The organism is Marinobacter sp. R17, from assembly GCF_003789045.1.
GTDB lineage: Bacteria > Pseudomonadota > Gammaproteobacteria > Pseudomonadales > Oleiphilaceae > Marinobacter_A > Marinobacter_A mangrovi.
The window spans coordinates 18242-39445 of sequence record NZ_RHGZ01000013.1 but is presented as its reverse complement, the minus strand read 5'-3'; the positions used below and the strand labels follow the sequence as shown (position 1 = coordinate 39445).

Annotated in this window: 16 protein-coding genes and 1 tRNA gene; 5 read left to right on the top strand and 12 right to left on the bottom strand. The window is 59.9% G+C overall.

Translation table 11 applies throughout. The features are described from left to right. Nucleotides 1-14: 14 nt before the first annotated feature. Nucleotides 15-2189 (bottom strand): bifunctional 23S rRNA (guanine(2069)-N(7))-methyltransferase RlmK/23S rRNA (guanine(2445)-N(2))-methyltransferase RlmL, encoded by a 2175-nt coding sequence (gene rlmKL / locus EB809_RS10895; RefSeq protein WP_123634851.1) that lies wholly within the window; start codon nucleotides 2187-2189, stop codon nucleotides 15-17. Nucleotides 2190-2631: 442 nt separating this feature from the next. Here rlmKL and rmf point away from each other — a divergent pair, with 442 nt between their 5' ends. Continuing rightward, nucleotides 2632-2841 carry a ribosome modulation factor gene (gene rmf / locus EB809_RS10890; protein ID WP_123634850.1) on the top strand — a complete coding sequence of 70 codons (210 nt, stop codon included), beginning with the start codon at nucleotides 2632-2634 and terminating at the stop codon, nucleotides 2839-2841. A 257-nt stretch (nucleotides 2842-3098) separates the two neighbouring features. On the opposite strand, the gene EB809_RS10885 is transcribed toward rmf, so the two are convergent. Next, the gene (locus EB809_RS10885) at nucleotides 3099-4121 is read right to left on the bottom strand and encodes a quinone-dependent dihydroorotate dehydrogenase (RefSeq protein ID WP_123634849.1); all 1023 of its coding nucleotides are present in this window, start codon (nucleotides 4119-4121) and stop codon (nucleotides 3099-3101) included. Between the two features lie 436 nt (nucleotides 4122-4557). On the opposite strand from EB809_RS10885, the gene EB809_RS10880 reads away from it, so the two are divergent. Then, entirely contained in the window at nucleotides 4558-5706 is a 1149-nt protein-coding gene (locus tag EB809_RS10880; RefSeq protein WP_123634848.1) for a cation diffusion facilitator family transporter, read from the top strand. Between the two features lie 18 nt (nucleotides 5707-5724). Here the strand turns inward: EB809_RS10880 and EB809_RS10875 are convergent, their stop codons facing one another. Next, nucleotides 5725-7233 carry a RimK family protein gene (locus EB809_RS10875; protein WP_123634847.1) on the bottom strand — a complete coding sequence of 503 codons (1509 nt, stop codon included), beginning with the start codon at nucleotides 7231-7233 and terminating at the stop codon, nucleotides 5725-5727. A gap of 187 nt (nucleotides 7234-7420) precedes the next feature. On the opposite strand from EB809_RS10875, the gene EB809_RS10870 reads away from it, so the two are divergent. After that, the gene (locus EB809_RS10870) at nucleotides 7421-8548 is read left to right on the top strand and encodes a GNAT family N-acetyltransferase/peptidase C39 family protein (protein ID WP_123634846.1); all 1128 of its coding nucleotides are present in this window, start codon (nucleotides 7421-7423) and stop codon (nucleotides 8546-8548) included. 13 nt (nucleotides 8549-8561) lie between these two features. On the opposite strand, the gene uvrB is transcribed toward EB809_RS10870, so the two are convergent. Next, complete coding sequence (uvrB, locus tag EB809_RS10865; protein WP_123634845.1) at nucleotides 8562-10586, bottom strand: excinuclease ABC subunit UvrB; 2025 nt, start codon at nucleotides 10584-10586, stop codon at nucleotides 8562-8564. Nucleotides 10587-10800: 214 nt separating this feature from the next. Here uvrB and EB809_RS10860 point away from each other — a divergent pair, with 214 nt between their 5' ends. Further along, the gene (locus EB809_RS10860; protein WP_123634844.1) at nucleotides 10801-11985 is read left to right on the top strand and encodes a pyridoxal phosphate-dependent aminotransferase; all 1185 of its coding nucleotides are present in this window, start codon (nucleotides 10801-10803) and stop codon (nucleotides 11983-11985) included. Nucleotides 11986-12089: 104 nt separating this feature from the next. Then, nucleotides 12090-12165: transfer RNA gene (locus EB809_RS10855), tRNA-Asn, on the top strand. 129 nt (nucleotides 12166-12294) lie between these two features. Here EB809_RS10855 and pyrF read toward each other — a convergent pair. From pyrF to hisC, 8 genes are all read right to left on the bottom strand, one after another. After that, on the bottom strand, nucleotides 12295-13020 hold the full coding sequence (gene pyrF / locus EB809_RS10850; RefSeq protein ID WP_123634843.1) for an orotidine-5'-phosphate decarboxylase: 726 nt from the start codon (nucleotides 13018-13020) through the stop codon (nucleotides 12295-12297). 69 nt (nucleotides 13021-13089) lie between these two features. Then, the gene (gene lapB, locus EB809_RS10845; RefSeq protein ID WP_123634842.1) at nucleotides 13090-14259 is read right to left on the bottom strand and encodes a lipopolysaccharide assembly protein LapB; all 1170 of its coding nucleotides are present in this window, start codon (nucleotides 14257-14259) and stop codon (nucleotides 13090-13092) included. Next, complete coding sequence (locus EB809_RS10840) at nucleotides 14259-14561, bottom strand: lipopolysaccharide assembly protein LapA domain-containing protein (RefSeq protein WP_123634841.1); 303 nt, start codon at nucleotides 14559-14561, stop codon at nucleotides 14259-14261. The genes lapB and EB809_RS10840 overlap by 1 nt, the downstream gene beginning before the upstream one ends. Nucleotides 14562-14697: 136 nt before the next feature. Further along, complete coding sequence (locus EB809_RS10835; protein WP_263316989.1) at nucleotides 14698-15096, bottom strand: integration host factor subunit beta; 399 nt, start codon at nucleotides 15094-15096, stop codon at nucleotides 14698-14700. A gap of 223 nt (nucleotides 15097-15319) precedes the next feature. Further along, nucleotides 15320-17011 carry a 30S ribosomal protein S1 gene (gene rpsA / locus EB809_RS10830; RefSeq protein ID WP_123634840.1) on the bottom strand — a complete coding sequence of 564 codons (1692 nt, stop codon included), beginning with the start codon at nucleotides 17009-17011 and terminating at the stop codon, nucleotides 15320-15322. Nucleotides 17012-17142: 131 nt separating this feature from the next. Then, complete coding sequence (gene cmk / locus EB809_RS10825) at nucleotides 17143-17817, bottom strand: (d)CMP kinase (protein ID WP_123634839.1); 675 nt, start codon at nucleotides 17815-17817, stop codon at nucleotides 17143-17145. Next, a complete protein-coding gene (locus EB809_RS10820) occupies nucleotides 17814-20066 on the bottom strand; it encodes a bifunctional prephenate dehydrogenase/3-phosphoshikimate 1-carboxyvinyltransferase (protein ID WP_123634838.1) in 2253 nt (750 codons plus the stop codon). The genes cmk and EB809_RS10820 overlap by 4 nt, the downstream gene beginning before the upstream one ends. Continuing rightward, entirely contained in the window at nucleotides 20059-21177 is a 1119-nt protein-coding gene (gene hisC, locus EB809_RS10815) for a histidinol-phosphate transaminase (RefSeq protein ID WP_123634837.1), read from the bottom strand. The genes EB809_RS10820 and hisC overlap by 8 nt, the downstream gene beginning before the upstream one ends. Between the last annotated feature and the right edge of the window lie 27 nt (nucleotides 21178-21204).

The following is a 21204-nucleotide window of genomic DNA, read 5'->3' as shown; positions in this document are numbered from 1 at the left end:
GCGCACGCCCGTTCTCAGGCCTTCGCCCGTATTTCCCAGCACTGGTGAATCCGGGGATTGCGGGCGAAGTCCTTGTCGATGGTCTGACGGGTCACGTCCCGAACCTCAAACTCCTCGCTGATCGACGCATCCAGCCGGAAGCGGCGGAAATTATTGGAAAACACCAACACCCCAGCCGGTGCCAGTCGCGCCATTGCCTGACGAATGAGCTGGGGATGATCCCGCTGCACGTCCAGCACACCTTCCATACGCGCTGAATTCGAAAAGGTCGGCGGGTCCATGAAAATCAGGTCGAAGTCGCGCTCGCCCTGGCCCGGCTTGCCCTCCAGCCACTGCAGACAGTCCTGGTGCACCAACCGGTGATGCTGGTCGTCCAGATGGTTCAGCCGCAGGTTCTCCCGTGCCCAGTGCAGGTAGGTTTTCGACATGTCGACGCTGACGGTTTCACGGGCGCCGCCCACGCCGGCATGAACCGTCGCGGCACCGGTATAACAGAACAGGTTCAGGAAGCGCTTGTCTTTCGCCTTGGACTGGATCCACTGCCGTATGGGGCGATGATCCAGGAACAGTCCAGTATCGAGATAATCCCGCAGGTTCACCCGCAACGCGCAGCCGCCCTCATGGACCGTGAAGTACTGGCCGCTGGCCGACTGCTTTTCGTATTGGGCCTTACCCGCCTGGCGTTGACGCTGCTTGCAGACCAGGTGATCGGCATCGATACCCAACACTTCCGGAATCACTGCCAAAGCCTCCCCCAAACGCTCGCGCGCGGCCCGGGCGTCCACCGATTTGGGCGGGGCGTATTCCTGGACGTGCACCTGCTCGCCGTAGCAATCGATGGCCAGGGCGTACTCGGGCATGTCCGCATCGTACAGGCGATAGCACTCGATGTTGTTCTTGCGGGCCCACTGGCCGAGCTGCTTCAGGTTCTTACGCAAGCGGTTGGACAGCATCTCCGCGCGTTCGGGATTGGCAATGCGGGGTACGACCCGGTCCGGTTCCCCGGGATGCCGCACGCGGGCCTCGTTTTCCGGCGCCACGGTGAACAGCAGCAGCTGAGCCGGCAATTGCCCGTTGAACAGCTTGTACTGGCGATGGCTGCGCAGGCCCAGGGCGTGGCACAGTTCCGGTGCGCCGGTGAAGACACCCAATTCCCAGCCCTGGGCCTGGCTGCGGACGACCTCACCCAGGGTTTCGTAAAGTGGGCCGAGCGCCTTACGCTCACTCAGACGTTCGCCATAGGGCGGATTGGTAAGGATCAGGCCGGTGTCGGCTGTGGACGGGTTCTGGAAATCCGCGAGCGTCCGCTTTTCCACATGGATCCGGTCTTCCAGGCCTGCTCGCTGAATGTTGTGCCAGGCGGTTGCGATGACCCGGGCATTCTCGTCATACCCGCGGAAACGGCTGCGATTGGTCCGGCGCCTGATCTGTGCCCGCTCCTGCGCCTCCGTCTGCAGTTTTTCCCAGAGCCGCGCATCATGGCCGGGCCAACGGCTGAAACCGTATTCGGTCCGCGCCAGGCCCGGAGCGATGTCACACGCCATCATTGCGCCTTCAATCAGCAGCGTACCGGACCCGCACATGGGATCGACCAGGTCGCCGCCGGACTTCGCCAGCTCCGGCCAGCCGGCGCGCAGCAGCAATGCCGCAGCGAGGTTTTCGCGCAACGGAGCAATGCCTTTTTCGGTGCGATAACCACGCTTGTGAAGACTGTCGCCGCTCAGATCCAGACCGACCTGCGCCTCGCCGCGATGCAACCGGACCGAGACGGTGATGTCCGGATCGCTGGTGTCCACGGCAGGCCGCACCCCTGAAGGCTTGCGCAGCCGGTCGACAATGGCGTCCTTGACCCGCTGGACCCCGTACTGGGTGTTACGGATGGCCTCGTTCTGACCGATGAACACCACCCGGAAACGCCCGGAAATCTGCAGGTGCTCTTCCCAGGGCATGGCATGGAGCGCCTCGTAGAGCGCATCGCCGGAACGACCGTCCACGGTGGCCAGATGCAGGATGACCCGGTTCGCGAGGCGCGACCAGAGGCAGGCCCGATAGCCGTCTTCCAGGGCTCCCTGCCCCCAGACGCCGGCCGGCGCATGGCGGGTGACCGTCATGCCAAAGCCTGCCATCTCATCGGCAAGCAGGTATTCCAAGCCTTTGGGGCAGCTCAGGAAAAAATCGTGTTGGGACACTTCGGGCTCCAATCGTTATTCGTCGTCATCAACCGTGACAGGGTAGCTGCCCGGGTAGATATTGACCGGGGGCATCCTGTGATCCGGATATCGGCCACAGAATAGGCAGTCACAAGACCGCAGTCTGCTTAGAAGAAAATGCGCTAAACCGCTGATTGTTGCGCAAACCTCTACTAAGCGTACGGATTTTTATGTCACACAAACATAAAGCAACGGTCATCTAGATGAAATTAATAGTGTACATCCTTAAGGGTTTCGTCTTACCTTGTCATTGACGCGTCTTTTCAAGTGCTGGCGTTTGTTGACGTCGGCAACAGGATCCTGGTGCCTGCGGCCCAGGTGGATCCCTCCGGGCGGAGTCTCGCGATATCTGCTTTCAAGGCTGATTGGCATGCTCTGGTGCGCACCCCATGATCTGTAAACCCATGAGGTGAGGAACAGCATGAAAAGACAGAAAAGAGATATGAGTGCTCGCGCATTCAAACGGGGTTATCTGGCCGGCATTTCCGGTAAATCCAAGGATAGCTGCCCTCTTGAACAGGTGGAAACCCGGCAGGAGTGGCTGAATGGTTGGCGAGAGGGACGGATGGACAACTGGGAAGGCCTCACGGGGGTCTCAGGCATCCATCGATTACCAAACATCACAGCCTGAAGCAGATAAGCCCACTGTCTTTTAAAATCAGTGACTCGGCTTTCAACGACTAACTCAACCAGGATTTTTTTGCACACCAAGCGTTAGCAAACGAAAAACAGACTGGAAAACCGATTAACCCAAAGGGTCCACTCGACCCTTACCAGCAAAAGAAGCAACGCCACGGGGTTTATCCCCCGCACGGGCCCGCTCAGCGGGCCCACTTTATTTTTAAGCCACTCGTTCCTTTCGGCCCGCCTCGCCCTGCTCCTGTTCCGTTAACGCTCCAGCGCCGCTATCGCCTTCACCGCTTCCGCAATCAGGGCCGGCCCTTCGTAGATAAAGCCGGTATAGACCTGTACCAGACGCGCACCCGCACGGATCTTTTCAGCAGCACTTTCGCCATCGGTAATCCCACCCACGCCGATAATCGGCAGGCGGTCGCCCAGTTCGCTGTACAGCCCTTCGATCACGCGGACAGACGGCCCGCGCACCGGTGCACCACTGAGCCCACCCTGCTCGTCTGCAAAGCGGTGGCCTTTGACCGCATCCCGTTCGACGGTGGTGTTGGTGGCAATGACACCATCGATACCCGTCGCCATCAGCGCATCCGCTACGAACCGGATGGCCTGGTCATCCATGTCCGGTGCGATCTTGACGGCGATGGGAACATAACGCCCCTGACGTTCGGTCTGAAGGCGCTGCTCTTCCTTGATGGCCACAAGCAGTTGCTTGAGGGAATCACCAAACTGAAGATCCCGCAGACCCGGCGTATTCGGTGACGATACGTTGACCGTGATGTAGCTGGCCAGCTCATAGACCGCCGCAATCCCCTTGCGGTAGTCCGACTCGGCCTCGTCAGACGGTGTCACCTTGTTCTTGCCGACATTGATGCCAAGCACGCCGTTGAATCGGGCATTGCGCACGTTGGCCAGCAACACATCCAGCCCTTCGTTGTTGAAACCCATCCGATTGATTAGGGCTTCGTGTTCCGGCAACCGGAACATGCGAGGCTTGGGATTGCCCGGCTGCGCCAGCGGTGTCACAGTCCCGACTTCAATAAAACCAAAGCCGAGGCTCGCCAGCGCGTCGATGTGCTCGGCGTTCTTGTCCAGGCCCGCCGCGAGCCCCACCGGGTTGGGAAACGTCAGGCCCATGACCTCGACGGGACTGGCCGGCACATTCGGTGTCAACGGCTTCAACAGACCCAGGCGCTCACCCAGGTCCAGGGCACGTAACGCCACATGATGAGCCTGTTCCGGCGGCAGTTGGAACAGCAGGTTTCGGATCAGGCCATACATTGTCGTCACTCCATCCATACAATGGTGCGGGAGTATACCGGATACGGCCGAAATTCAGCCACTTCCGACACCCGTATTCGCGCACTGATTGCGTCCGGGATGCCCCGTACGGGTTTTCCACAGAGTGTCTGGCCATGCATACATGACCGCTAAATGACTGTATGGTTAAGCTCTTGTGACCTTTTCCACGGAATCTGTGGATAACTCTGTTGAAAATCCGCGTGCAGATTTTCGGAAGCCTTGGGAGATGGGCCCACCTACAGATTGATCATTTTTTGATCAACTATTTTATTCAACATTTTCAATTACTTAAAGATGCATCAAGCCGGTGCACGGGCCTCTGAAACAATTTCAGAAATTGTTCACTGATTCGCCGGTTTGTGCATAAGACAATCAGGCTGACAGCAAAAATCGGCCCAAAGGAACGTGTTGGGGAATGACAGACATCAAGTTGAAGCAGGAGCAGCAGGCGGCCACGCGGGTCACCGTAATAGGAATGATTCTTGACGCCATTCTGGGTGCCGCCAAATGCGTCATCGGCGTACTGTTCCACTCACAGGCTCTGGTGATCGATGGCATCCATTCCTTCTCCGACGTGGCGTCCGATCTTCTTGTTCTCGGGTTGATGCGGACAGCCCGGCAGGCGCCCGACTCGGACCACCCGTATGGTCATCAGCGCTTCGAAACCCTTGGCACCATGATTCTGGGCACATTCCTGGTCGGCCTGGCCGGCGCCCTGGCCTGGGACAGTCTGCAGCGGATGCTGTGGGAGCCGGCCGACATCGCCCTGCCCGGCTGGCCCGTACTGGTAGCAGCAGCCCTGTCGATCGTCGGCAAAGAGTGGATCTACCGGTATACCCGGCACGTGGGCGAAGCGATTCGCTCGGACCTGATCATCGCCAACGCCTGGCACAGCCGGACCGATGCGTTTTCATCCATTGTGGTCCTGGTAGGCGCTGCCGGTGCCATGACCGGAGTGGCCTGGCTGGATGCTCTGGCAGCGATCGGCGTTTCAGTCATCATCGGTCACGTCGGCTGGCATCTCACCTGGAACAGCGTGAAGGAACTGGTCGACACCGCACTGGACAACAGTCAGACCCGGGAAATTCATAACATTGCCCGGGCCACCGAAGGCGTGCGTAACGTGCATGGCTTACGCAGCCGGCGCATGGGCGGCGATGTCCTGGTCGACCTGCACCTGCTGGTCAGCCCGGTCATCAGCGTGTCGGAGGGTCATGAAATCGGCGTCAAAGTAACCCAACGAATCCGTGATGCCCACCCGGACATCACGGATGTCGTCTTCCACATTGATGCGGAGAACGATGCGGGTGCTGAGCCCACGGAATCCGGCCTGCCCACGCGCAGCGAGGTCATCCGTGCCCTGGAAGGGGTTTGGCAGGACAAGCTCGAGCCGGAGACCCTGCGCAGCCTGCGGCTGCACTACCTCGGCGATCACGTGTCGGTGGAGATCTACGTACACAATCCCGACAGCCTGACCGCCCCGGTATCCATCGAACAACTCCGCGAGGCGGCGTCCCGTCTGGACTGGCTGGGCAACATCCGGATCTGGCAGCCGATGCGTTAAACGGAAACGCCGAGGTTGTCAGGCCCGGCGCCGCTCTTCCATGCGCGACAGGAATTCCTGCATCACCAGGGTATAGAGTTCGCCGCCGAGAAAGCGGTCCTCGACGCCGGCGTCGATGTTGGGATTATCGTTCACCTCGATCACCGCCACGCGATTGCCGGACTGCTTGATGTCCACCCCGTAAAGGCCATTACCGATTAGCCGGGTCGCATTCAGCGCAGCCTGGATGACGTTCTTAGGCACTTCATAGGTCGGCAGCGTATCGAAGTCACCGCTGTCGAACTGCTGGTTGTCGCCGTGGCTGTAGATCTGCCAGTGCCCCTTCACCATGTAGTATTTGCAGGCAAAAATGGCACGCCCACCCAGCACGCCGATTCGCCAGTCGTAATCCGTGTACAGGTATTCCTGGGCCAACACCAGGGCCGATTGCCGGAACAGCGTCTTGAGTGCCTCTTTCAGCTGCGCCTCATTCTCCGCACGCATGACTCCGCGGGAAAAGGCTCCGTCCGGGATCTTGACCACCATAGGGAATCCCAGGTGCTCAATCGCCTGCTCGACACTGTCCTTCTGGTCCTTGGACAGGATCAACGTGCGCGGCGTGGGAATCTTGTTGTTCTTCAACAGATCCGCCAGGAACACCTTGTTAGTGCAACGCAGGATCGACACCGGGTCATCAATGACGACCATGCCTTCGGCTTCGGCTTTGCGGGCAAAGCGGTAGGTGTGATGGTCGATCGACGTGGTCTCCCGGATAAACAGACCATCGTATTCCGGCAGCCGCATGTAGTCCTTGCGGGTAATGGGCTCCACATGGATGCCCAGCTTCTTGCCGGCCTTGATGAAATATTGCAACGCCTTGGCATCGCTGGGCGGCAGTTTTTCCTCCGGATCCACCAGCATCGCCAGATCGTAGCGATACTGGCGGCGCGATCGGGGCTTGCGCCACAACGCACTGCTGAAACGATCCAGAGCGCCGGCAAAGACATCCTGTTCGGACTCGGTCAAGTCGGCCGGCGAGGCCGGCTTCATGGACTCGATCTGCCAGGTCTTGCGATAGCGGAACACCACTTCCAGGATCGGGCACGGAAAACGCTCGAACAGCGCCCGCGCGACCGGCTTGAGGGCCTCATGCTCGGCTTTGCCAAAGAAGGTCCGCACCTTGACCTGACGCACGGCTTCCCGTGCGCTCTCGGATGTGGGGACGGACTCAGCGGTGGCGGCGTCATCCAGCCAGTGGATCACGCCCGGATCCAGTTCCTGCAATTCCAGTGAGAACAGATCCTTGCGCCGCAGGTCGTTCAGCGTCATCACCGACGGCACCACGTTATGCCCGCGGGCCTCCGCCAGCAGCGAGCAGTAGTAACCCCGGCTGAGGTAACGGGCGCTCTGGCACAGGTTGATCACCCGCACCCGCTGGTGGGTGTTCCCTGAGAACTGGACATACTGGTCGAACGTCATCACATCGGAACTGGGATAATACGGCGCCCAGTCACGATCACGATCCACCACAATCATCAAACGAGTCATACCGGCTTCCTTCCTGAAACGGCCTCGAAAACGCGACAATACGCCGGCTTATGAACCCGCACAATCATCGGCTTATAGCGGATTTCACGCACCTTTCGCAGCCTGCCGACACCACCCATAATAGTTCACGCCGGCACCCCGTAAATGACTCCTACCGGCCTTTGTGAACGCTGTTACAGGACTGGCCATGCACGTATTGATTCGCCGCGCCCTTCCGGACGACCTGGATGCCCTGGTCGACCTGGAAAACCGCTGTTTTTCGGAGGACCGCCTCTCCCGTCGTAGCTTCCGACGTTTCCTGGAAATGCCCCGGGACCGGGTTCTGGTGGCGGACGCCGATGGCCGACTGGTGGGCTACAGCCTGGTGCTGATGCACAAAGCCACACGTCTGGCCCGCATCTATTCCATTGCCGTTGCCGATGAGGCTCGGGGTCAGGGACTCGGTGAGAAACTGGTCCGGGAAAGCGAAGCCGTTGCTGTCGAGGCCGACCGGATCATCATGCGGCTGGAAGTGCGCGAGGACAATCACGGCGCGATCCGCCTGTACCGCCGCCTGGGTTACCGGCAGTTCGGCACTTACCGGGACTACTACGAAGATCACGGCAACGCGCTGCGCTTCGAGCGCCGCATCCTGTTTTTCGAGCCGTCGGACGCGGTGCGACCGGTGCCCTATTACCCGCAAACCACCGACTTCACCTGCGGGCCGGCCGCGCTGATGATGGCCATGGCCGCCAAGTGCCCGGACCGGCGCCTCACCACCCTCGAGGAACTGCGGATCTGGCGCGAAGCCACCACCATTTTCATGCTGGCCGGCCACGGCGGCTGCGGCCCTCACGGACTGGCACTGGCAGCGTGGCATCGCGGATTTGCCGTGACCGCCTATGTGAGCAAGGAAGGGGCGCTGTTCAAGGATACGGTGCGCAGTAAGGAGAAAAAGCGGGTGCTGGAACTGGTCCATGAGGGGTTTATCCACGACATGGCGCTGACCGATATCGAGCTGCATAACGAGCCGATCACCGTCGATGTCATCGAAGACGCCCTGGCCCGCGGCGACATTCCGGTCATCCTGGTCAGCACCTGGCAGCTCAATCGCAGCCGGGTCCCTCACTGGGTGACCGTCTGTGCCATGGACAATCAGTTCGTCTACCTGCACGACCCGGAAGTGGATGTGGCCGAAGGCGAGACCATCGCCGACAAGCAGTACCTGCCGGTGGACCGGGCCGTCTTCGAGAAGATGGCCAGCTACGGTCACCGGCAGCGTTTGCAGGCTGTCGTGATCATCGGGCCCAAACGCACTCCCGACGTTTCGGACTGAGCCCCGTACCGCCTCAGGCGGTACGGATCGACGCTTCCTTGAGCGACGCGATGTCGTCACGCAGCCGCGCTGCCCGTTCGAAATCCAGGTCGGCGGCGGCCTTGTACATCTCGTCTTCCAGCTTGGTGATCTCCTTGAGCAGCTCTTCCGGCGACTTGCCGTGGGCCACCACGCGGTACTCTTCCGCTTCCTCGGCGGCTTTCTGTCCCGGGCGCTCGCCTCCGCGTCGACGCCCCGGTGCCCCGTTATGGGCCCCCTCCATGATGTCGGAGATGTTCTTCTTCAGACCCTGCGGCGTGATGCCATGGGCTTCGTTGTGCGCCTGCTGTTTCTCGCGACGGCGACCGGTTTCATCGATCGCCCGCTGCATGGAACCGGTGATCTTGTCGCCGTAGAGAATCGCCTTGCCGTGGACGTTCCGCGCCGCCCGGCCAATGGTCTGAATCAGTGAGCGTTCGGACCGCAGGAAGCCTTCCTTGTCCGAATCCAGAATCGCAACCAGCGACACTTCCGGCATGTCCAGGCCTTCCCGCAGCAGGTTGATCCCCACCAGCACGTCGAACTCGCCCCGGCGCAGGTCACGGATGATCTCCACCCGCTCCACGGTATCGATGTCGGAGTGCAGGTAACGCACGCGGATGTCGTGCTCCTGCAGGAAATCCGTCAGGTCCTCGGCCATACGTTTGGTGAGCGTGGTAACCAGGACCCGCTCATCAGCCCCGACCCGCTTGCGGATTTCCGACAGCAGATCATCCACCTGGGTCGACGCCGGCCGGACTTCGATTTCCGGATCCAGCAGCCCGGTCGGCCGCACCACCTGCTCCACCACCTGACCGGCATGATCGGCCTCGTAGTCAGCGGGCGTGGCCGAGACAAAAATCATCTGCGGCGCAATCCGCTCCCACTCATCGAATCGCATGGGCCGGTTATCCAGGGCCGACGGCAGGCGGAAGCCGTATTCCACCAGGGTTTCCTTGCGCGAGCGGTCCCCTTTGTACATGGCGCCGATCTGGGGAATGGTGACGTGGGACTCGTCCACCACCAGCAGCGCATTGGGCGGCAGGTAATCGAACAGAGTTGGCGGCGCCTCGCCGGGTTGGCGTCCGGACAGGTAGCGGGAGTAATTCTCGATGCCGTTGCAGTAGCCCAGCTCCAGCATCATCTCGATGTCGTAGCGGGTCCGCTCTTCCAGGCGCTGGGCCTCCAGCAGCTTGTTGTTGTCTCGCAGCTGCTTGAGCCGAGAATCCAGCTCCACTTTGATGTTCTCGACCGCGTCCAGCACCACCTGGCGCGGCGTGACGTAGTGACTCTTGGGATAGATGGTCACCCGGGGCACCCGACGCAGCATTTCGCCGGTCAGTGGATCGAAGTAGCTCAGGTTTTCCACTTCGTCGTCGAACAACTCGATGCGAATCGCTTCTTTCTCGGATTCCGCCGGGAACACGTCGATCACATCGCCGCGCACCCGGTAGTTGGCGCGATGGAATTCGACGTCGTTGCGGGTGTACTGCAATTCGGCGAGGCGGCGCAGGATAAACCGCTGGTCGATCGGGTCGCCCCGGTCCAGGTGCAGCATCATCTTCAGGTAGGACTGGGGATCGCCCAGACCGTAGATCGAGGACACGGTGGCCACAATGATGGCGTCATCCCGCTCCAACAGGGCCTTGGTCGCCGACAGTCGCATCTGCTCGATGTGCTCGTTGATGGACGCGTCCTTCTCGATGAAGGTGTCCGACGAAGGCACGTAGGCTTCCGGCTGATAATAGTCGTAGTAGGAAACGAAATACTCGACGGCGTTCTCCGGGAAGAACTCCTTGAACTCGCCATAGAGCTGCGCGGCCAGCGTCTTGTTGTGAGCCATGACAATGGTCGGCCGCTGGATGCGCTCCACCACATTGGCAATGGTGAAGGTCTTGCCCGAACCGGTCACCCCCAGCAGGGTCTGGTGGGCCAGGCCGGATTCAATCCCGTCGACCAGGCCCTCAATGGCTGTGGGCTGGTCGCCTGCAGGCTGGTAGGCCGATTGAACCTTGAACATGTGGCGTCAGTGCCCCCTTTACAGTCGGTCGCAGTGTGCGATGATTTTCAGGTAGCCGACACCCCAAACTCTGTGTGCCAGCTTATACTGATGAGACCTTCATGGTAACATCACAGCGTTTTGCATTTTTTCCGGCTTCCCCGGCCATCGATGCCGATTTGCCTCGGCCCGACTTCCGGGCGGCCACTCATGACGCATCTTAAGGAGCGCTAGTTTGGACCTTCAACTCTCGAGCCGTGTACAAGCGATCAAGCCCTCACCGACCCTGGCCGTCACCAACAAGGCCGCGGAACTGCGTGCGGCGGGCCAGGATATTATCGGCCTCGGCGCCGGTGAGCCTGACTTCGATACGCCCGAACACATCAAGGCCGCTGCCATTGAAGCCATCAAGGGCGGTCAGACCAAGTACACCGCAGTCGACGGTACGCCGGGTCTGAAAAAGGCGATTATCGAGAAGTTCAAACGCGATAACGGTCTTGAGTACGAAGCCAACCAGATACTGGTATCAAGTGGTGGCAAACAGAGTTTCTTCAACCTTGCCCTGGCCACACTGAACCCGGGAGACGAAGCGATCATCCCGGCGCCCTACTGGGTCTCCTACCCGGATATGGTGCTGGTGGCCGAGGGCAAGCCGGTCATCCTGGAAACCTCTGCCGAGAGCCGCTTCAAGATTACCGCCCAACAGCTGGAAGAGGCCATCACGGACAAGACTCGCCTGTTTGTGCTAAACAGCCCGTCCAACCCGAGTGGCATGGCCTACAGCCTGGATGAACTGAAGGCGATTGGCGAGGTCCTGAAAAAGCACCCACAGGTGATGATTGCGACCGACGACATGTACGAACCGATCCTGTGGACCGGTCAGCCATTCTGCAACATCCTGAACGCCACCCCGGAACTGTACGATCGCACGTTCGTCCTGAACGGCGTCTCCAAGGCCTACTCCATGACCGGTTGGCGCATCGGCTATGCCGCCGGTCCGGCCAAGATCATCGGCTCCATGAAGAAAATCCAGTCCCAGAGCACGTCCAACCCCTGCTCCATTTCCCAGGCTGCCGCCCAGGCCGCACTGGAAGGTCCGCAGGAATGCGTGGGCGAAATGGTCAAAGCCTTCAAGGAACGCCACGACTATCTGGTGGATGCGCTGAACGGCATCAACGGCGTTGAGTGCCTGAAGGGTGACGGCACCTTCTACGTGTTCCCGAGCTTCCAGGGCGCCATCGACGCTCGTGACGACGTGTCGACCGACGTGGAGCTGGCCGAAGTACTGCTCAAGGAAGCCGGTGTAGCGCTGGTTCCCGGCTCCGCCTTTGGAGCACCGGGCCACATGCGACTCAGCTTCGCCACGAGCATGGAAAACCTGCAGAAGGCGGTCGAGCGCCTGAAAAAAGTGCTGGGCTAGGCCGGTTCCATCAACCCCTTGAGAAAACATAAAAGGTTTATTGATTAGGGGGTTGACGGTGATGGGGCGCCACCGTAATATACGCGCCTCGTCACTGACGACGTTCCCCGATAGCTCAGTTGGTAGAGCAACGGACTGTTAATCCGTTTGTCGCTGGTTCGAGCCCAGCTCGGGGAGCCACTATTTCGAAAAGCCGCTGATCCCAGCGGCTTTTTTATGCTCGAAATTCACACCCCGCTCCGACAAGCCACAAACAAAAACGCCCCGGATCACTCCGAGACGCTTGAATGGCGGCTGCCGGTTTGAATCCTACTCCTCGGCCAGCTGGATCTCCGCCTGAATCTCCTCCAAAGCCGCCAGCGGGTCGCCGGCCTGGGTAATCGGCCGGCCGATCACCAGATAATCGCTGCCCGCGCGCAGCGCATCAGAAGGGGTCATGATCCGCTTCTGGTCGCCCTGGGCGGCAAACGTCGGTCGGATGCCCGGGGTAATCAGACGGAAACGCTCACCCTGCTCAGAGCGAAGCACAGAAGCTTCCTGAGCGGAGCAGACAACGCCATCCAGGCCCGCGTTATAGGTCATCGCCGCCAGACGCGATACATGCGCTTCCGGCGACTCGGCAATACCCAGACCTTTCAGGTCATCGGCGGTCATGCTGGTCAGCACCGTGACCGCAATCAGCAACGGGCGATCGGCCCCATAGCTTTCCAGTCGCTCACGACAGGCGGCCATCATGGTTTCGCCACCGGATGCGTGCACGTTCACCATCCACACACCAAGATCGGCCGCCGCCGCCACGGCAGCGGACGTGGTATTGGGGATATCGTGGAACTTGAGGTCTAAAAACACCTCGAAGCCGCGATTATGCAACTCCTTAACCAGGGCCGGCCCGAAACGGGTGAACATTTCCTTGCCCACTTTGAGTCGGCACAGCGCCGGGTCCAGCGAATCCACCAGGGACAGCGCCTCTGACTGGTCGGCAAAATCAAGCGCTACGACAATCCGGGGCCCCAATTCAGTTTTACGATCCTGCATACATGCGCCTCACAAATTCATACGGCAAACGATCGGTCAACCACACCGGATCGCCCGCACACTCAAACGTTATTCCGCTTCCACACCCTGGATGGGCTGGACTTTTTCCCACCGCTTGCAGCTGGGACAAAGCCAGTGCAGCTGGCGCCCCTCAAAGCCACAGTTAATACAGCGATAAATCGGCCGGTTCGATAACAGCATCTGCCCCATACGGCTGACCAGGCGGCCCTCGTCGGTGGTCATCCCCTTCTCATAGCCCGCCATTTCCACCAGGCGCAGCAACCCCTTGAGACTCGGTCGGATTTCCAGCTCCTCGCGCAACAGGTTGATGGCAGCCAGCCGGCCATTACTGCGCTCGACCGACTCCACCAGCGCCAGCAGCAAACTGGTGCTCGGCCAGCTTTCGTACAGCTTGCGCAGTCGACGCCCGAGACGGGCCACATCCCCTTTCTCCCGGGCTTGCTTCATCAGGCGGTCGATGGCTTCCGGCCCGAAAGACGGATTCTGGTCGAACACCCGGAACAGGGACTGGCTGACTTCCGACAGATTTCCCTGGCGACGGTGAATATCGGCCTGCAGGAAGCTGGCCCGCACACAGGTCTTATCCTGCTCAAGCGCATCCTTGACCAGCTTCTGGGCGCCCCAGCGATCATCCTGGCGCAGGGCATCCTCTGCCAGTTCGCAGGTCAGGTAGGCCAGGCGTTTTTTCAGTTCGTCTTCGGGATAGCCAACCGTCAGCGTGCTGGCCACTTGCCTGGCCTTGTCCCATTCGCGCTCCTGCTGATAGAGCTCAATCAGCTGGTCCGCGGCCTGACGACTATAGTCCCGACTGCCCAGCAACTGGTGGAACAGGGACTCCGCCCGATCCAGCAAACCGGCGGTCATGTAATCCATGGCAAGTTCGTAAGTGACCTGGGGCGAATAACGGGTGGGCAGTTCGGGCCGGGCGAGGAGGTTCTGGTGGATGACGATCGCTCTTTCGGTTTCGCCCTTCAGGCGGAAATGCGCCCCCACAGACAGATGCAGACTGACCGTCTCGCGATTGACCGCCAGCGACTGCACGAAGTTCTCGATGGCTTCATCGGAATAATTGGTGAACAGGAACTGGAGGCGATCCCGGACCGTCTCCTCATCGTCCATCCGCGGTCCGCCGGCGCCGTCATGACGACCCCAGCGCCCCATGAACCAGCCTGCCGCAACGGCAACAACGAGGAGCAGCCAATGAAGCACTGTGTCCATCAGGGATTCCGACCGGCTTCCAACCTGGCTTTCTCAAGCTGCTTTTCGGTTTGCGCCAGCTTCTTTTGCAAATGCCGTTTACTGACGGACGTGCGGATCATGGCCAGGGAGGTCAACAACATGCCAATGATGCCGCCGGCCACAAATGCCAGGATCAGCCAGAAAGCGATCCCATAGGCGGCGGTTTCGAAAAACAGAAAGTTGAGTGAAACTGAAACCTGATTATTCAGGGAAAAGACTAAGGCAGCCAGGATCAGAAAGATCACGACAAGGCCAATAATAACCTTTTGCAGCCAGGCCATAGATAACGGCTCCCGAATGGTTAGCGTCCGTTGCGGTGGGGCTGATCATGGTAGCACAGGAAATCCCCGGAATACCCGGAATACGCGCAGGCGCGCCCTGTCGCGCTGCGCTCGATCACCTATGACAGAACCTGCCTCAGTAACCGCTTTTCATGCTGTCGTTGACTTGTTCGCGCAATTCCTTGCCTGGCTTGAAATGCGGAACATGCTTGGCAGGAAGTTTTACCGCTTCGCCGGTTTTGGGATTACGTCCGGTTCGTGCTGCCCGATGATGGAGAGAAAAGCTACCGAAACCCCGAATCTCAATACGCTGCCCTTCGGCCAACGATTGGGACATGTGCTCGATGATGGTTTTGACAGCAAGCTCGACATCTTTCACGGACAGTTGTGTCTGTTTGGAAGCGATCAGCTCAACCAGTTCAGACTTTGTCATGCGATCATTCCTTCTGATTCTTATCGCGAAATCAGCCCCTGAGAAAGCACTGACTTGTTCCTCGGTGGCGCGCCAAGCCCCTGCAAGCTGGCTCGTGGTCATGACACACCTCCCCCGGATCCATCGGCTGGCAGCAAAACGAACAACCCAGAGTCCGTATCAGCCCATCTAAATGCCGGCGTGATCCAAAGAGATTCCCTAACTTCGGGGACTTACCGGAAACCTTCAGCCATCCCCCTTGCCAGTAGTTTAGCTAAACCCAAAAAAAAGACAAAAAAAACGGGCTGTTACAGCCCGTTTTTTTACATTTCAGCAAATCTGCCAATTATTCCTTGTTGGCATTCTGCTGTTGCATCTGCTCTTTGATCAGGTCACCGATGGTGGTGGCGCCCGAGGTTTCAGCAGACTTCTCGCGAACGCTCTGCAGCGCAGCCTTGTCGTCTTCAACGTCCTTGGACTTCACGGACAGGTTGATGACGCGGTTCTTACGATCGATGCTGATGATCTTGGCTTCCACTTCGTCGCCCTCGTTCAGCACGTTGCGCGCGTCTTCAACGCGATCACGGCTGATTTCAGACGCCTTCAGGACAGCCTCAACCTCGTCGTTCAGAGCAACCGTCGCAGACTTCGCGTCAATGGCTGTCACGGTGCCCTTGACGATGGAGCCCTTGTCGTTCAGCTGAACGAACTCGGCAAACGGATCGCTTTCCAGCTGCTTGATGCCCAGGGAGATACGCTCACGCTCCGGATCAACAGACAGGATGACGGTTTCAACTTCGTCGCCCTTCTTGTACTGACGAACCGCTTCTTCACCCGGCTCGTTCCAGCTGATGTCGGACAGGTGAACCAGACCGTCGATGCCGCCGTCCAGACCAATGAAGATACCGAAGTCGGTGATCGACTTGATCTTGCCGGTGATGCGGTCGCCCTTGTTGAAGTTGCTGGAGAAGTCTTCCCACGGGTTGGACATGCACTGCTTGATGCCCAGGGAGATACGACGACGCTCTTCGTCGATATCCAGAATCATCACTTCAACTTCGTCACCGACCTGAACGACCTTGGACGGATGGATGTTCTTGTTGGTCCAGTCCATTTCGGACACGTGAACCAGACCTTCAACACCTTCTTCCAGCTCCGCGAAGCAGCCGTAATCGGTCAAGTTGGTCACGCGTGCGTTGACCTTGGAACCTTCCGGATAACGACCCTTGATGTCGACCCAGGGATCTTCGCCCAGTTGCTTCAGACCCAGGGAAACGCGGTTACGCTCGCGGTCGAACTTCAGGACCTTGACGTTGATCTCGTCGCCCACATTCACGATTTCGCTCGGATGCTTGATGCGCTTCCAAGCCATATCGGTGATGTGCAGCAGGCCGTCAACACCGCCCAGATCCACGAACGCGCCGTAGTCGGTCAGGTTCTTGACGATACCCTTGATTTCCAGACCTTCAGTCAGGGTTTCCAGCAGCGCTTCACGCTCGGCACTGTTTTCAGCTTCCAGAACCGCACGACGGGAAACAACCACGTTGTTGCGCTTCTGGTCCAGCTTGATCACCTTGAACTCGAGCTCTTTGTTCTCCAGGTGCGCGGTGTCGCGGACCGGACGAACGTCAACCAGGGAGCCCGGCAGGAAGGCACGGATGCCGCTCAGGTCGACTGTGAAGCCGCCTTTAACCTTGCCGTTGATCACACCTTTAACAACTTCTTCAGCCTCAAAGCTCTTCTCGAGAACTTTCCAGGCCTCAGCACGTTTGGCCTTCTCGCGAGACAGACGGGTTGCACCGAAGCCGTCTTCTACCGCGTCGAGAGCCACATCGACAACGTCACCAATCTGGATTTCCAGTTCGCCCTTGTCATTCAGGAACTGGCTGGCAGGAATCGCGCCTTCCGACTTCAGGCCTGCGTTAACAGTGACCCAGTCGTTGTCGATATCAACCACGGTTCCCTGGACAATGGAACCCGGTTGCATGTCAATTTCTTTCAGGCTTTCTTCAAAAAGATCCGCAAAGCTCTCGCTCATTATGTGTCCTATGTGATCAACGCAAGTGTTCTCCGTGCTACCAGCAACACGGTCTGTTCAAATTTGCTAAAAACCTGCCAAAGGCTGGCGTACTACACAGATTTCCAGCTTCCAACGACAAAAGGGTGCGGTCAGGCCTGGCCTGCTACAGCCATCACCTTCCCCAGCACCTCTTCTATGCTTAATCCCGTCGAGTCAATGACTTGCGCATCATCGGCGGGTCTAAGCGGAGCACTCGCCCGGTTCATATCCCGGTCGTCACGTGCCCGTATCTCGTCTAAAAGGGCGTCAATACTAACATCGACACCCGCATCCAGCAACTGTTGGTGGCGTCTCCGGGCCCGTTCCTCGGCGCTTGCCGTGAGGAAAATCTTGACCGGCGCATCCGGAAAAACCACCGTTCCCATGTCGCGGCCATCGGCCACCAGTCCGGGCGGCTGGCAAAAATCACGCTGGCGCTGCAGAAGCGCATCCCGCACTGGCTGAATCACCGCCACTTTCGAGGCATTGTCGCCACAGGTCTCAGTACGGATTTCAGCGGTCACGTCCTGACCATCGAGCAGCACGCGGGCGGGCTCGCCCGGCGGTGTCGGCTGAAACGCCACGTCGAGCGATCCGGCCACCCGGACCAACCCGTCGACATCGTCATAGGCAACACCCTGACGCTGCGCCGCCAACGCTGTCAAGCGGTACAGCGCACCGCTGTCGAGCAGGTGATACCCCAACCGACGCGCCAGCATTTGCGTGACGGTCCCTTTGCCGGAGCCACTGGGACCGTCGATGGCAATGACCGGAACATCCGTCATGAACCACTCTCCTCGACACGCAGTTGGATACCCACGGATGCCGCCAGCTCACGGAAATTCGGAAATGACGTGGCGACGTTGGCGCAATCGGTGATGGTAATTTCACCCTCGGCCCGTAGCGAAGCAACCGAGAAAGCCATCGCAATCCGGTGATCGCCGTGACTGTTCACGGTGCCCGAAGCCATAGTCTGACCGCCGTCAATGACAATACCGTCTTCAGTTACGGTGGTTTGCACACCCAACTGGGCCAAGCCATCGGCCATCACCTGGATACGGTCACTTTCCTTGACCCGAAGCTCTTCAGCACCGGTGAGCACGGTCTGCCCTTCTGCGCAAACCGCCGCAATAAACAGGACCGGGAATTCATCGATGGCCAGCGGCACCTGATCTTCCGGAATGGCGATGCCCTTGAGCGGCGCATGACGGACTCGCAGGTCGGCGACAGGCTCGCCCCCGACTTCGCGCTCGTTCTCGACCGTAATATCCGCGCCCATCTGACGCAGGATATTCAACACTCCCACACGGGTCGGGTTAATGCCCACGTGACGCAGCGTCAGGTCTGCACCCGGCGTGATGGACGCCGCCACCAGAAAGAAGGCCGCCGACGAAATGTCCGCCGGCACGTCAATATGACCGCCGGTCAACTTGCCACCACTGCTGACCCGGGCCGTCGCCCCATCGCGGGAAACCGGGTAACCGAAGCCCTGAAGCATACGCTCGGTGTGGTCACGGGTGGGCGCCGGCTCGGTAACGGCCGTCTCCCCTTCCGCGTACAGGCCAGCCAGCAGCAGGCAGGATTTTACCTGGGCGCTGGCCATCGGCATGGTGTACTGGATACCTCTCAAAGGCTGACCACCGCGAATCTTCAGCGGTGGGCGCCCGCCTTCTGCGGTCTCGATCACCGCCCCCATCTCGCGCAGCGGATCCGCCACACGGCCCATCGGGCGCTTGGACAGGCTTTCGTCTCCGGTCAGCTCGGTGTCGAACGCCTGGCCCGCCAGCAGGCCGGCAAACAACCGCATTGCGGTACCGGAGTTACCCAGGTACAGGGGTCCCCGCGGCGCCTGCAGGCCATGCAGACCCACGCCATGAATGCGGACGTGGCCGTTGTCCGGCCCTTCGATGGTGACGCCCATATCGCGAAACGCCTGCAGCGTCGCCAGACTGTCTTCCCCTTCCAGGAAGCCATCCACTTCCGTCACGCCATCGGCCAACGCGCCCAGCATGATGGAGCGGTGCGACATGGATTTGTCACCGGGAACCCGGATATCGCCCTGGACGCTGCCGCCGGGCTGGAGTTTGAACGTTACCTGTTTCTGACTCATGGTTGTCACGTAAGCCTGTCCTGAGAGCATTTTGGAAAAATGATCGCGCGCCGCCTTGGCGCGACTGAATACCTGAAGCAGTTTCCGGCCGTCCCCGGTATCGATGGCCTCACGCAGCCCCGCCAGGTCCGCGGTAAAGTGGTCGATGACGTTGAGCACCGCTTCCCGATTGGAGAGGAAGATATCGTGCCACATGATCGGATCACTGGAGGCAATCCGGGTAAAGTCACGGAACCCCCCCGCCGCGTAACGGAAAATATCGAGATTATCGCTTTCCCCGGCCAGCGTATCGACCAGGGAGAACGCAATCAGGTGCGGCAGATGGCTGGTGGCAGCCAGCACCTCGTCATGACGCGCCACCGGCATCGTCAGTACGGTGGCCCCGCAGCCGGCCCACAGATCGCCCAGGCGCTTGAGCCCGGCCGTGTCGCTGTGCTCCGACGGCGTCAGGATGACCTTGTGGTTCTCGAACAGATCCGCCTTGGCGGCGGTAATGCCGCTCTTTTCCGAACCGGCAATGGGATGACCGGGAATCACCCACTCAGGCCAGTGCCCGAATACCGACTCGACGGCCTGAACAAAGCTGGTCTTGGTGCTGCCGACATCCGTGAGCAACACGCCCTCCGACAGATGCGGGCGAATCTCGGCCAGCACACGTTCCATCGCACGGACCGGCACGGCCACGACCACCAGATCGGCGCCCTGCACCGCCTCGGCGGCAGACGGCGCCCATTCGTCGATCACCCCCAGCTCGACGCCTGTCCTGAGGTCATCGAGACGCTGATCGGCACCGACCACCCGGGCGGCCAGCCCTTTTTCGCGCACGGCACGGGCCAGGGAGCCTCCAATGAGCCCCAGCCCGATAACCGCCATGCGCTGGAATAACGGGGCCCGTCCAGCGCCCGATGATTCCGGTCTAGCCATTCAGTGACTCCAACACCGTTTGCAGGGCTTCCAGACAACGCGCGTTCTCCTCCGGCAGGCCCACGGAGACGCGCAGGTGTTGCGCCATCCCATAACCGGCCATCGGGCGCACGATGACACCCTGCTTCAGCAGACCTTCAAAGACGGTCTGGCCGTCCCGCCCTACATCCACGGCGATGAAATTGCCGCTGGAGGGAATATAGTCCAGCCCCAGTGTCTCAAATCCTGCCGCCAGTTGCTTCAGGCCGTCCCGATTGACCTGACGGGAGCGCTGCAGGTATTCCTCATCATCCAGCACAGCCGTTGCGGCGGCCAGCGCCACCGTGTCCACGTTGAACGGCTGTCGCACCCGGTTCAGCACGTCGGCGATATCCGCGGAGGACACCCCATAGCCAACCCGAAGCGCAGCCAATCCCCAGGCCTTGGAGAACGTCCGGGCTACGATCAGATTGGGGTAGTCGGCCAACAGGGACACGCCGTCCGGGAATTCATCGCCCTCGAAATACTCGCAGTACGCCTCATCCAGAACCACGATCACGTTTTCCGGAACCTTATCCAGGAATCGCACCAGCGTGTCGCGTCCGACCGCCGTACCGGTCGGATTATTGGGATTGGCTACAAAGACGATGCGAGTCCGCTCGTTGATGGCGTCGGCCATGGCATCCAGATCGTGCCCCCAGCCCCTGGCCGGGACGGAGACGCCTTTGGCACCAACCGCCTGGGTGGAGATCGGATAGACCGCAAAGGCATACTGGGAAAAGACCACTTCCGAATGGCTGTCCGCGAATGCCCGGATGACGAGCTCCAGCACGTCGTTGGAGCCGTTGCCCAGCGTCAGTTGTTCCGGCGCCACATCCAGGCGGCTGGACAGCTTCTGTTTCAGGTTAAAGCCATTGCCGTCGGGATACAGGCACATATCATCCAGCGCGGCATGGGCGGCGGCCAGCGCCTTGGGACTCGGCCCCAGCGGATTCTCGTTGCTGGCCAGCTTGATGATCTGGTCCGGCTTCAGGCCCAGTTCACGTGCCACTTCGTCGATGGGCTTGCCCGGTTGATAAGGCTGCAGGGCCCGGACACCGGGAACTGCCAGGGCTTTGAAATCAATCGACATGGATACTCCTGCCAGGCTTCAGTTCGT